Source organism: Flavobacterium sp. J49 (assembly GCF_011742145.1).
GTDB lineage: Bacteria > Bacteroidota > Bacteroidia > Flavobacteriales > Flavobacteriaceae > Flavobacterium.
Map to the genome: position 1 here is coordinate 76,718 of NZ_JAAQQU010000099.1, position 13,482 is coordinate 90,199.

Sequence of the window (13,482 nt, forward strand, 5' to 3'; positions counted from 1 at the left end):
GACAATTAACTTTTAATCTTTAACAAATGAAAAAACATTACTTATTGTTATTTGCCTTATTTTCGGTCTGGCAAATAAACGCCCAAGTACTGAACCAAAATGCCGGTTGGCCTAACCCTGCTTGGACAGTTACAGGAACTTACAACAATTCAGCTTTAGCATTTGAAGCTAATCCTACAACTACTGCAAATTTTGCTTTTGATGACGATGATGCCGGTAATCCCAGCGCGGATAATATATCAGCTGAGTCACCGATAATTAATTTAACACCTGCATTTACTGCAGGGGAAACTTTGTTGAAAGTAGATGTTCAGTACGGCTATAGATATTTAGCTCCTGATGTTTTACGTTTTGAATATTGGAATGCAGATACGGCAACATGGGTTGCTTGGGGAGGAAATATACCCGGTAATAACACTATTGTTACCGATAACTTTTGTAGCATTCCAAAGACAAACTATACAACAACCATCCTTAACATAGCGTCTTTTACCCCAACTCAGTTGTCTGGATTCAGATATCGTATTGCTTATGATGATAATCCGGCAGGTGGTTCTTGGAACTGGGGTTTTTGTTTTGACTCACCGGTTATACAATCGATACCACCACCTTGTTTGACCGGATTTAACTTTCCTTCCGGAGTTTTTACTCCGTCTACATGTGATGGTTTAACACCTAATCAAGTGTCTGATGAATCATGGGCAGGGGATTATTTTAATGTAGCAGTAACTAATGGGCAAACATATAAGTTTACCAGTTCAGTAGCTACCGATTATTTTACTATTAGTACTGATAATGGTGCTTCCGCTGCTGCTTTTGGAACACAACCACTTACTTGGGTTTCAACAGTTACCGGAACTATTAGAGTGCATATCAATACTAATCCGGCTTGTGGAACTCAAGACGCCATAAGAACAACCAATGTAATCTGTGGCGTTTTGTGTTTGAACGCAAATTTATACCCAGGAGAAACATTAACAGTTGATACTTGTGATGGTACTACTGTCAATGTGCCTATCGATGATGCATGGGCAGGAGAATATTCAAATGTTCAAGTGTTTTCAGGTAATACCTATACTTTTTCAACTTCTATTGCTACCGATTATATAACAATTTCCTCTGCAGATGGATTAACTGGTTATGCTGTGGGAACGGGAAGTGTAGTTTATACACCGACCGCCAATGGCATAGTAAGATTTTATATTCATACCAATTCAACTTGCGGAACAGAAAATGTATCAAGAGAAAGAAGAATTGTTTGTTCTACAGCTGCTGTTCTTCCGGGTTGTGCCTCGAATCCGGTTCCTGCAAATGGAAGTACTACCGTTCCTGCTTTTGCAACTTTTGATTTATCATGGACAGCACCTACAACCGGTGATCCTGCAACTTCATACGATGTTTATACGGGAACAGCTGCAAATAATTTAATATTTGGAGGAAACTTTACTGCTACTACAATTCCTGCTGTTGGACCTGTTGGACAATACAGTTTTACAATCTATTGGCAAGTTATTGCCAGAAATGCAGCCGGTCAGGCGATCGGGTGTTCAGTTTGGAGTTTTACAACTGAAGCTCAACCAACCGATACTGTTGATTATGCTAACTTACAATGGCCACCAACCGCTACGATTACAGAAGGTGGTAATACAACTGTTTACGGAAGAGTTTATGAGCCAGGTCTAACGGATACTACTTCAGGTCAAGCACCAGGAGTACTTGCTTGGGTTGGAATTAGTCCGGAAGGAGAGAATTCAAATCCAAATACATGGAATACGTGGATTCCTGCTACATTCAATGTTGAAGCAGGTAATGACGACGAGTATCAAGCTGTGATTGGAACTACTTTAGCACCTGGAACATATTACTATGCTACAAGATTTACTTTAAACGGCGGTCCGTTTGTTTATGGTGGAATTAACGCTTCATCTCCATACAATGGTAACTTCTGGGATGGAGCTACTTTTGGTAGTGGTGTTTTGACTGTAACACCTGCTCCGGCTCCGGCTAACGACGAATGTTCGGGAGCTATTGTTTTAACTGCTGGTAACGTGTTTGAAGATTATGATGCTGTTGGAACCAACTTAGGAGCTACTGACTCGAATGTACCAGATCCGGCATGTTCTTTCTATGACGGTAGAGATGTTTGGTTCAGTGTTGTAGTACCTTCTGCGACGTTAACAGTTGAAACACAAACCGATGATGATTCTATTACAGATACCGGTTTAGAAGTGTTCTCAGGAACTTGTCCGGGAGGATTGACTTCAATTGCTTGTAATGATGACGCAGGAATTGGTTTCTTTTCATTGCTTAATTTAACTGGATTGACAGTGGGTGAGACCTTATACTTCCGTATATTCTCTTATGGTAATGATGAAACCGGAACTTTCAGAATTTCAGCTTATGATCCTTCTTTAGCCAGTACAAGTTTTGATAGCTCAAGTTTCTCTTACTATCCTAATCCGGTTAAGAACGTGTTGAATTTGACTTATAGTCAAGCAATCACAAATGTTGAAGTGTATAACTTGCTAGGTCAAAAAATGAGTGCTAATACTATCGGTACCAATCAAGGTCAAGTAGACATGTCTAACTTAGCCAGTGGTGCTTATATGGTAAAAGTAACTGCTAACAATCAAGTTAAAACCATTAAAGTGATTAAAGAGTAAATTTTATTCTTTTATGATAGTTTAAACCACCTAAATTTTAGGTGGTTTTTCTTTTTTATAAAACTTATCTTTGTTAAAATTTAGGCTATGCATTTTTCAATTGTAATTCCGGTTTACAACAGACCTGATGAAATCAAAGAGCTCTTAGAAAGTCTTGTGCTTTCTGACTATTATAAACCCTTCGAAATTGTAATTGTAGAAGACGGTTCCTCCATACCTTGTGATAAGGAAATTGATGCTTTCAGAAACAAACTCAATATTTCCTATTACTTCAAAGAAAATAGCGGTCCCGGTGATTCCAGAAATTTTGGAATGCGTATGGCAAAAGGAGATTACTTTATCATTTTTGATTCAGATTGTATAATTCCAAAACAATACTTAACCGAAGTAGAAAAGGAGTTAACTTTGAATTATGTTGATTGTTTTGGTGGCTCTGATGCTGCCTTAGACTCTTTTTCTAATATCCAAAAAGCCATCAACTTCGCCATGACCTCGTTCTTAACGACCGGTGGTATCCGTGGCGGTTCAGAAAAGCTGAATAAATTTCAACCGAGAAGTTTTAATATGGGAATAGCGAAAATAGCCTTTGAAGCCTCAAACGGATTTGGAAATATACATCCCGGTGAAGATCCTGATTTATCTATACGATTATGGAAATTGGGTTTTGAAACAAGGTTGTTTCCCAAAGCTTTTGTTTATCATAAAAGAAGAATTGATTGGGATAAGTTTTCTGTTCAAGTCAATAAATTTGGTAAAGCAAGGCCCATTTTAGACAGTTGGTATCCCGAATACAGTAAGCTGACTTTTTTCTTCCCAACCATTTTTATTCTCGGATTTTCAATTTCAATTTTTCTTTTTCTGATGGGTGTAACCTTCCCAATTTTGTGTTATGCTTTTTATTATATCCTGATTTTTGTCTTTGCTACATTGCAAACTAAAAATCCCGAAATCGGATTCTTATCTGTAATTGCAGTTACAAAGCAATTTTTTGGTTATGGTAGGGGATTTTTAGAATCATATATTAAGATCAAACTCCAAAAACAAAAGCCTGAAGTGGCTTTTCCTGAGTTGTTTTTTAAAGTAAAATCATGACAAAAGTAATAGGATTAACCGGTGGAATAGGCAGTGGAAAAACTTTGGTAGCCAATTATATCAGGTCAAAAGGAATTCCTGTATACATTGCTGATGAAGAAGCCAAAAAAATAATGGAAACGCAAGAAGTTGTCCAATTGGTTGAAACTGCATTTGGTGATAGTGTCATTTCAGATAAAAAAATTGACAGGACAAAATTGGCCCAACTGGTATTTAACAGTCCCGAAAAACTTCAAAAACTCAATACTATTATTCACCCAATCGTTAAACAAAACTTCGATATTTGGTTGAAAAATCATCAAAATTTTCCTTTTGTAATAAAAGAGGCCGCTATTTTATTTGAAAGTGGAAGCTACAAATATTGTGACAGTATTATTACAATTACCGCGCCTTTTGAGACTCGATTACAGCGGGTTATCGATCGTGATAAAACAGATCGAGAAAGTGTTTTAAGCCGAATGAAAAACCAATGGTCTGAAGAACAAAAAATAGCAAAAAGTCATTTTGTAATTCACAATATCTCGGTGGAAGATACTAAGAATCAAGTGGATAATATTCTTAATTTATTAAAAAATCAACAATATTAACTTGAGATGTTAATGTTTGGTTAATGTATTTATTGTATAAATGTTAAAATACTAAATTTGTTTAATGAATAAATTGTTTTTTCGCTTACTGGTCATTTTGATGAGTTTATCCTTAATCGGTATAATTCTTGTTCAAGTGTATTGGTTTGATAAGTCATTTGAAAACAATGAAGAACAATTCAAGTTTCATGTCAAACAAGTTCTTGGAAATGTTGCCGAAAAATTACAAAAAAATGAAGCCTATACGTATTATGAAAAATATAATAATGTTATAGACAGCACCGGTAAAGCACCGGATAAAAGTGATTTTTTAGAATTTGGTTATTACCAAAGAGATTCCAGAACCAATGAAACCATTATCTATTCTAATAGCATTATATCCGAAGATTACGGAATTACATCATCGTTCTTTGATAAAAAAATCGATAGTTTAAGAGAAATTAAAAACTATACAGCCAAGAGAAAAACTGAGATTTATACAGACGATATTGATAATACATCAATCAAGCAATCGCAATCACCTGACATCAAAATTGAAAAAGAAGGCAGAACCGAATTGTTAGACAATGCGCAATTTGAAATTTTCTACAAAGACATCGCCGCTTTGAGACCAATCCAAGAAAGGGTTAAAAACGAAATGTTGCAAAAGTTATTGTCTGATGAACTCAATCAGTATGGTGTTAAAACACCATTTGAGTACAACATTTACAGCAATGGTTTAGCGACCAAAATAAAGTCGGAGCGGTTCAGATATGAAAAGGCTTCAACTTATTCTATCCCGGTTTTTATTGATAATGACGGTAATAATAAGTACCAATTGTTGATTACTTTTCCACAGAAAAAGAAATTCTTATTCTCAGAATTGATAGGGATTTGCATATTGTCAATTGTATTCACTTTGATTATTATCATCGCCTATTCAAGTGCGTTAAACCAATTGATAAAACAACGTCAGATATCTGAAATCAAAACCGATTTCATCAATAACATGACACACGAGTTTAAAACACCTATTGCCACCATTAATTTGGCTTTAGATGCGATAAAAAACCCTAAAGTCATTGAAGATAAAGAAAAAATCTACCGTTATCTTCAAATGATTAGGGATGAAAATAAAAGGATGCATGCCCAAGTGGAAAATGTATTGCGCATCTCTAAATTGGAAAAAAGAGAGTTAGAAATCAATAAGGAATCCAATGATATCCACAGCATTATAGAAGATGCCATCGATCACGTAAATTTGATTATTGACGATAGAAACGGAAGTATAACAACTCATTTTGACGCCACAAGAACAACGGTTTTACTGAACGATGTTCACTTTACCAATGTTTTTGTTAATATTTTAGACAATGCAATAAAATATTCTCCCGATAATCCCGTTATAGATATATATACGGAAAACGTGAAGGAGTTTGTAATTGTCAAAATTAAAGATCAAGGTGCCGGAATGACAAAAGCAGCACAAAAAAGAATATTTGAAAAATTCTACCGCGAACATACCGGTGATTTGCATAATGTAAAAGGTCACGGATTAGGATTGGCCTATGTTAAACGAATTCTTGACGACCACAATTGTCAAATTTTTGTAGAAAGTGAAAAAGGAAAAGGAAGTACATTTATAATAAAAGTCCCACTCATAAATTAAAAATTACTATGGAAGCAAATAAAAAAATACTTTTAGTCGAGGATGACCAGAACTTCGGAATCGTATTAAGAGAATACCTTACACTCAACGATTTTGATGTTACACTAGCCAAAAACGGTATGGAAGGGTTCGAAAAATTCAAAAAAGACAACTATGATTTGTGCATTTTGGATGTCATGATGCCATACAAAGACGGTTATACTTTGGCAAAAGAAATCAGAGAAAAAAACAAAGACGTCCCTTTAATCTTCTTGACTGCAAAGTCAATGAAAGAAGATGTTATGAAAGGATACAAAGTTGGGGCTGATGATTATTTGAACAAACCTTTCGACTCTGATGTTTTGTTAATGAAAATCAAAGCAATTATCCAAAGAAAATCTGCCGAAACGAAGAATGAACCGGCCAAATTTGAATTCCAAATCGGTAAGTTCCTTTTAAATTCTAAGTTACGCTATTTAAAATTCGGTAATGATGAACCCATTAAATTGTCACCAAAAGAGTCCGATTTGTTAAAAATGATGGCGATTTACGAAAATGATCTTATGCCGAGAGAATTGGCCTTAACCAAAATTTGGAGAGAAGACAATTACTTCACTTCAAGAAGTATGGACGTGTATATTGCCAAATTGCGTAAATACCTAAAAGAAGATCCAGATGTTGAAATCCTTAACATTCACGGAGAAGGTTTCCGATTGGTCGTAAAAAAATAAAGTAAAAAGCTTCGAGAAATCGGAGCTTTTTTATTTTAAGTGCAATTGTAGTGCAAAATTGGCTTTTTCCTCTCGCTGAATGGCAAAAATGATATCGTTATTTGAAACTTTCTTTTTGATTTCAATTGTATCGTTGAGTGAGAGTTCTTTAAGATAGTTCATTTCAAAACTATCGATTTTTTGATTTTGAACAATTGTAAAATCAACGACATCCAAACACCATTCTAAATATTTCACACTATTGGCATGGTTAACAATGTCTAAATCAGACAGCTTCACTTTGTAATGACCAACTGTTTGCATTTCGTGTTGGAAATCTATCTTGCCAAAAGCTTTACTTGTTGCTCTATCAGGATATTTTTCAAAATGTTCATGTGGTAAAGCCAAATTTTCAGGACGTCGGGTTTTAGTGTTAAATACCGCCCAAAATGTTTCACATCCTATAATTTTCTCGTCTCCAATGTACATTTCCAAACAACGAATAGAACGTGAATTTTCCAAAGAGTTGATCCAAGTCTTAACCGTTACCATATCGCGCCATCTAGGCAAACGACTGATTTCAACTCGCATTCTGCTCAAAACCCAAGCCTGATGGTGTACTTGCATATCGCTAAAACTAATGCCACCTAATTCCGCATGCAAACCGGCCGTCAATTGCAGAATGTTGCATAAGTCGGTGTATTTCAAATAACCGTTCGGATAGCATTGCAGAAATGTGATTTCCCAATTCTGTTCCAATTTTGATGTAAAGTTTGGCGCTATGGGCATATAAATAATTATGAATTATGAATTATGAATTATGAATTGTAAATGATTGATTATTTCTTTTGGAGCAGTTTTGTAGTCAAACCACATTGCGTTTTCGGTTCGTTTGAACCAAGTCAGTTGGCGTTTGGCAAAGCGTCTTGTGTTTTTCTTAATTTCTTCTATGGCGAATTCCAACGTGGTTTTTCCGTCAAAGTAATCGAATAATTCTCTGTAACCCACGGTTTGCAAGGCATTCAAGTGTTTGTTTGGATATAATTTTTTGGCTTCCGCCAACAAACCTTCACTAACCATCAGGTCAACCCGTTGGTTGATTCGGTCGTACATAATATCGCGCTCGGCTTCTAAACCGATGACAATAGGAGTGAAGTGACGGCTGTTTTTCTTTTGTCCAATAAAACTCGAATATGGTTTTCCGGTACCTAAACAAACTTCGACAAAGCGTTTCATCCGTTGCGGATTTTGCAATGTTTGTGGGTTTTCTGTAGTTAGTTTTTGGAAATATAGAGGGTCAAATTCTTTTAATTTTTGCTGCAGGTAATCAATTCCAAACTCTTCAAAATCAGCATTTATTTGCGCTCTAAAGGATTCGTCTATGTCTGGAAAATCATCGAATCCTTTTAATACCGCATCCACATACAAACCCGAACCGCCAACCATAATTTGGATATTGTTTTGGGTAAATAAATCGTCCAGTTTAGCAATCGCTTCTTGTTCAAAATCGCCTACCGAATACGATTCAAAAATAGATTTGTTTTGGATAAAATGATGTGTGGCTGATTTTAGTTCTTCCTCATTTGGAACGGCTGTACCAATGCACATTTCTTTAAAAAACTGTCGGCTGTCACAGGATAGAATGTCACAACCGAAATGCCGGGCCAAAGCAATGCTCAGGGAAGTTTTTCCGATGGCTGTTGGTCCTATGATGGTGATTAGGTAATTCAATGCACTTTGTTTTTTTAGCCCCGATAGTAGTGGAAATCCTCGAAGAGATTGCAACGGATAGCGGGAAATAGCTCCTGATAAATTAAAACTTTACAATTCGGATTACTTTGTGACGTCGCAAATAACCTTGGATTATCGTTCTTGTATCGCGGTTGTTTTGCATCGGGATGATTAGGTTTTTCAGTATTTCGATGTTGTTAACTTGGTAATTCAAATCGAAGAAGCAATAGCCTTTGTAAATGCCGTTTTCGATGAGTACTGCGCTACGTTCGTTGGTGTTTCTGCCACGATCAATAATGACCATATTGTTGTTGTCAAACTTCATTTCGTTGATGAACTCTTCTACGCGTTCGTTGTATTCCTCCGGCGGTTCTTGGTTCAAACAAGCGCCTTTACACTCTTTGATTTTCAATTGGAAGCAACCGTTTTTAGTATCGTATAATCCATTTATCTTTTGGCACAACTGGTGTTCTGCGGTGACTTTATGCAACAAATTTTTACCTTCTTGAACCGAAGTAAAAGAAGTAATTTCTTTTTTTCGGCCATCGGCTTTTTGGATTCTCAATGCCAAATAACCGTTTTCGTCTTTTTCGGCATACAAGGCATATTGAAATATAGTTTTGCGTTGCGAACGGTTGTAAATAGGTTTGTTGATTTTAATTTCTTCACTTTCTTTGAGCAAGGCAATCAATTCGCTTCCGGTTTCTTCGTAAGTGACGGCAAAAACTTCACGTTGAATTTTTTTGCATTTGCCGGTTGTTCCGGTGAAATGTTGGTTGATGCGCTTTTTGATGTTTTTGCTTTTGCCGATGTAAATCAAATCGCCTTTTTCGTTGTGGATGTAATAAATACCGGTACGCGTTGGCATACTCTCTACGATATCCAGCAATTTAGGTGATAAACCTTTTTTGATTTCGGCTTTGATTAAACTGATTAGGATTTCTTTTTCGACGTCTTTGTCCAAAATCATTTTGAACAATTTCACAGTCGCCAAAGCATCACCGCTGGCGCGATGTCTGTCGGTAACGGGAATTCCCAGCGAGCGAACCAATTTCCCTAAGCTATAAGAAGCTTGCCCCGGAATTAATTTTTGGGATAATTCAACCGTACAAAGTGTCGGTTTGATATAATCATAACCTAGTCGGCTGAATTCAGTGCGCAAAATTCTATAATCAAATGAGGCGTTGTGGGCGACAACGATACAGTTTTCAGTAATTTCTATGATGCGTTTGGCGACTTCATAAAACTTTGGTGCAGAGCGCAGCATAGCGTTGTTAATCCCGGTTAATTTTACCACAAAGGGCTGAATTGGTTTTTCGGGATTGACCAAGCTGATGAACTGATCCACAATTTCGTGACCGTCAAATTTGTAGATAGCGATTTCAGTAATGCCTTCTTCATTAAATTGACCTCCGGTAGTTTCTATGTCGAGTATGGCGTACAAAATAGTTGTCGGTTGTGTGTTGTCAGTTATCGGTTGTAAGTTGTTTTTAAATCTAATTTAATCTTCAAATTGACACATTTTCAAATTATCTGTTGCCAAAGATACTACTTCCAATCCGAACCATGGTGCTTCCGCAGTCGATTGCCAATTGGTAGTCGCCACTCATGCCCATGGAAAGCGTTGTCAGTTGTCGGTTGTTGGTTGTCGGTTGTTGGTATTTATCAAAAATAGTTTTTAAATGTTCGAATTCTCGTTTGATTTGGTCTTGATTATCGGTGAACGTTGCCATTCCCATTAAACCAACGATTATAATATTTTGAAAGTTCTTGAATTCATCGGAATTCAGTAATTCTTCCAATTCCTTTTCGTCTAAGCCGAATTTGGTTTCTTCTTCGGCGATGTGAATTTGCAGTAAACAATGGATGTTTTTTCTCCAGCGAACGGCTTGGCGGTTGATTTCTTTGAGCAATTTCAAACTGTCAACACCGTGAATCAGTTTCACATAAGGCACCATATACTTCACCTTGTTGGATTGCACATGGCCAATCATATGCCATTCGATGTCCTTTGGCATTTGCTGCCATTTTTCGGTCATTTCCTGGATTTTATTTTCCCCGAAAATGCGTTGGCCGGCATTGTAAGCTTCCATCAAGTCGGCTACGGGTTTGGTTTTAGAAACCGCTACCAAGGTTACATTGTCAGGAAGAGAGGATTTTATTTCGAGAAGGTTTTGCGCTATTGACATTCAATTGTTTTAATTTTTTTTACTTCGTATTTCGTAAATCGTACTTCTAACTTACAATTCATACACCATCAATCCGCTTCTGAACTTCGGTTCTATATATGTACTTTTGGGCGGCATAATCAAATTGTTATCGGCTAAAGCTTTGATTTCAGAGATATCTGATGGGTAAAGCATAAAACCGACTTCAAATTCGCCTTCGTCAACCAATTCTTTTATGGTCAAAATAGATTGTTTACCCGGTATGTATTCGATGCGTTCGTCGTTTCGCAAATCTTCTATGCCTAATAACGGTTGCAGTACTTTGTCATACAAAATCTGTGCATCCAAATTTTCTAAAATGGAAGGTTGGCTTTTCTCTTGCTTGTAAAACAACGCATAAAAACTGCCGTCGAGATACATCCCAAACTCAAACTTGCTTTGCGGTTTCCACAATTCTTGCTCTTTGTCTTTAATGATAAAGTTTTCGGAAAGTTGGGTCATAAAATCTTCTTTAGAAAACCCATTCAAATCACGAATGATTCTATTGTATTCATAGATTTTGACATTGCTTTCAGCAATCAGGAAACTCATAAAATAGTTCAGTTTTTCGTTGCCTAAATGTTTGTCTTCATCATATAACAATTCGGCTGAAGCCGAGCGGTGATGCCCATCGGCAATATATAATTCTTGAATATTTTCAAACTGTTGGGTAAGCCAATGGATTTCTGCTTCGGTTTCAATTTTCCAAAGTTGGTGTTGCTCTTTGTTGGTAGTGGAATAATTGTAGATTGGAGTGCTTTTTTTCTTTTCGGCTATCCAAGCATCCAACGATTCATTGTCGGGATAGGTAATCAAAACCGGTTCGGTATTAAAACCTGTTTGGTGCAAATAATCCTTAAAATATTCCACACGATATTGCAAAGTGTCTTCGTGTTTTTTGATGACGTTATTCTTGTAATCTTCGATTGAAGTTCCGGCAACTATTCCTGTGAATGACTGTGATTTGGTTTTGATTTCATATAAAAAGAAAGCCGCTTGGTCTTCTTCCATAAAAATCCCGTCATCTTTGAAATCTTGGTATTTGTGCGCGACACCTTTAAAGCGTTTGTCCAAAGTAATTTTCTGCGAATACATATAAGCAGGATGAATGACATGCAAAAACGAATACGGATTAAAACTCAACCAAGCGGCAAGCTCGGCCGAACTGTAATCATCGTAGTTTCGGCAAGTGACCAACGCCACTTTATCGGGCGTAGGACGAACGGCTTTGAAAGGGATTATTTTGCTCATTTTTTTGGGCTGTTAGCTCTTAGCTTTTTTGAAATTTGCTGATGCTAAATAAATTGTTTTGATACTTTCTCAGCTTTTTTGGACTCTGAATAATCATAGAAACCTTCTCCTGATTTTACGCCTAATTTTCCGGCCATTACCATATTGACTAATAACGGACAAGGGGCATATTTCGGGTTTTTGAAGCCGTCGTACATCACGTTTAGGATTGAAAGACAAACATCCAATCCGATAAAATCTGCCAGTTGCAATGGCCCCATAGGATGTGCCATTCCGAGTTTCATCACCGTGTCAATTTCGCTTACGCCGGCCACACCATTGTATAAAGTTTCGATGGATTCGTTAATCATTGGCATCAAAATTCTGTTGGCTACAAAACCCGGATAATCGTTGACTTCGGTTGGTGTTTTTCCTAATTTGACCGATAAATCCATGATGATTTTGGTCACTTCATCTGAAGTATTGTATCCTCGGATGATTTCCACCAATTTCATAATCGGCACCGGATTCATAAAGTGCATTCCGATCACTCTTTCCGGATGAACGACTTGTGCTGCGATTTGGGTAATTGAAATGGAGGATGTATTGGTCGCCAAAATTACGTTGTGGTCGCAAATGTCGCTTAGTTGTTTGAAGATATTGAGTTTCAAGCCTACGTTTTCAGTTGCAGCTTCAACCACTAAATCACAACCAACCACACCATCTTTGATATCGGTATAAGTGATGATGTTACCGATAGTTTTGTGTTTATCGTCTTCAGTAATTGTACCTTTGGTTACCATTCGGTCCAAATTGGCAGCAATCGTTGCCATACCTTTTTCCAAAGATTTTTCGGAAACATCAATTAATTTTACGGTAAAACCGCTTTGGGCAAATGTATGGGCAATTCCGTTACCCATGGTTCCTGCGCCTATTACAGCAATTGTTTTCATTATATTGGTTTAGTTTTTGTTTATTTTCCAAGTAAATTATAAAATTCGATATGGCCTGTATAACTCAATGTCAGGAATAAAGTGTCGATAAGACCATGAACAAGAATATTGATCCAAATGTTTCTGTATTTGTTATAAATCAAGGCAAAGGCAATTCCAAAGATAAAAGTCATTACTAACCCTGAAATGCCTTGGTATAAATGTGGTAACGAAAACAAAACCGCGGAAACAAGAATTATGATTGTCTTTTTATTTCCGATAATCCGTTCCAATTGTGCAAAAGCAAATCCCCTAAACAATAATTCCTCTCCAATAGCTGCGCTTAACCACATGTTGAACAACCATTTGACATAAAGTCCCGAATTGCCTTCAATTATAGAAAAAGCACTATAATCTGCAGGTTCGTCAAAAACCCAACTTACCGCGGGTTGAAAAACAAAATCCATCAGTAACTCCAAAACAACATAGCAGATGGCAACAATCCTGAATTCTTTTAGCCCTAGTTTGTTAAAGTTCAAACTTTTTAAATTACTGTCCTGCCAAAAAGTAACCCCAAGTATATAAAGGATAATGACCCCGAAAGTAAAGGGAAACTTAGTTAGCGGATTATAAATCAATCCGAACGCCACTGCCAGAAACAGCAATGAAAACCATTTATTTCGAAGCCAATTATTCATTTAGG

Annotated in this window: 12 protein-coding genes; 5 read left to right on the top strand and 7 right to left on the bottom strand. The window is 36.8% G+C overall.

What is annotated here, in order from left to right; all coding sequences use genetic code 11:
- Positions 1-26 precede the first annotated feature (26 nt).
- From HA632_RS04590 to HA632_RS04610, 5 genes are all read left to right on the top strand, one after another.
- Complete coding sequence (locus HA632_RS04590) at positions 27-2,663, top strand: T9SS type A sorting domain-containing protein (RefSeq protein WP_176306033.1); 2,637 nt, start codon at positions 27-29, stop codon at positions 2,661-2,663.
- A gap of 87 nt (positions 2,664-2,750) precedes the next feature.
- Positions 2,751-3,755 (top strand): glycosyltransferase family 2 protein, encoded by a 1,005-nt coding sequence (locus tag HA632_RS04595; protein ID WP_176306034.1) that lies wholly within the window; start codon positions 2,751-2,753, stop codon positions 3,753-3,755.
- Positions 3,752-4,342, top strand: a complete 591-nt coding sequence (gene coaE, locus HA632_RS04600; RefSeq protein WP_176306035.1) for a dephospho-CoA kinase — start codon at positions 3,752-3,754, stop codon at positions 4,340-4,342. The genes HA632_RS04595 and coaE overlap by 4 nt, the downstream gene beginning before the upstream one ends.
- Before the next feature lie 64 nt (positions 4,343-4,406).
- The gene (locus HA632_RS04605) at positions 4,407-5,990 is read left to right on the top strand and encodes a sensor histidine kinase KdpD (RefSeq protein WP_176306036.1); all 1,584 of its coding nucleotides are present in this window, start codon (positions 4,407-4,409) and stop codon (positions 5,988-5,990) included.
- A gap of 8 nt (positions 5,991-5,998) precedes the next feature.
- The gene (locus HA632_RS04610; protein WP_176306037.1) at positions 5,999-6,700 is read left to right on the top strand and encodes a response regulator transcription factor; all 702 of its coding nucleotides are present in this window, start codon (positions 5,999-6,001) and stop codon (positions 6,698-6,700) included.
- Positions 6,701-6,730: 30 nt separating this feature from the next.
- Here the strand turns inward: HA632_RS04610 and HA632_RS04615 are convergent, their stop codons facing one another.
- From HA632_RS04615 to HA632_RS04645, 7 genes are all read right to left on the bottom strand, one after another.
- A complete protein-coding gene (locus HA632_RS04615; RefSeq protein ID WP_176306038.1) occupies positions 6,731-7,468 on the bottom strand; it encodes an acyl-[acyl-carrier-protein] thioesterase in 738 nt (245 codons plus the stop codon).
- Between the two features lie 15 nt (positions 7,469-7,483).
- Positions 7,484-8,410, bottom strand: coding sequence for a tRNA (adenosine(37)-N6)-dimethylallyltransferase MiaA (miaA, locus tag HA632_RS04620; RefSeq protein WP_176306039.1), 927 nt, complete (start codon positions 8,408-8,410; stop codon positions 7,484-7,486).
- Between the two features lie 82 nt (positions 8,411-8,492).
- Positions 8,493-9,854, bottom strand: a complete 1,362-nt coding sequence (locus tag HA632_RS04625) for an exonuclease domain-containing protein (RefSeq protein ID WP_176306040.1) — start codon at positions 9,852-9,854, stop codon at positions 8,493-8,495.
- A gap of 85 nt (positions 9,855-9,939) precedes the next feature.
- Positions 9,940-10,599 carry a YggS family pyridoxal phosphate-dependent enzyme gene (locus HA632_RS04630; RefSeq protein WP_176306041.1) on the bottom strand — a complete coding sequence of 220 codons (660 nt, stop codon included), beginning with the start codon at positions 10,597-10,599 and terminating at the stop codon, positions 9,940-9,942.
- A 51-nt stretch (positions 10,600-10,650) separates the two neighbouring features.
- Positions 10,651-11,868, bottom strand: coding sequence for a DUF1015 domain-containing protein (locus HA632_RS04635; RefSeq protein ID WP_176306042.1), 1,218 nt, complete (start codon positions 11,866-11,868; stop codon positions 10,651-10,653).
- Positions 11,869-11,912: 44 nt separating this feature from the next.
- Positions 11,913-12,800 (bottom strand): 3-hydroxyacyl-CoA dehydrogenase family protein, encoded by an 888-nt coding sequence (locus tag HA632_RS04640; protein ID WP_176306043.1) that lies wholly within the window; start codon positions 12,798-12,800, stop codon positions 11,913-11,915.
- Positions 12,801-12,820: 20 nt separating this feature from the next.
- Positions 12,821-13,477: a CPBP family intramembrane glutamic endopeptidase gene (locus tag HA632_RS04645; protein ID WP_176306044.1), complete on the bottom strand. Its 657-nt coding sequence runs from the start codon at positions 13,475-13,477 to the stop codon at positions 12,821-12,823.
- Between the last annotated feature and the right edge of the window lie 5 nt (positions 13,478-13,482).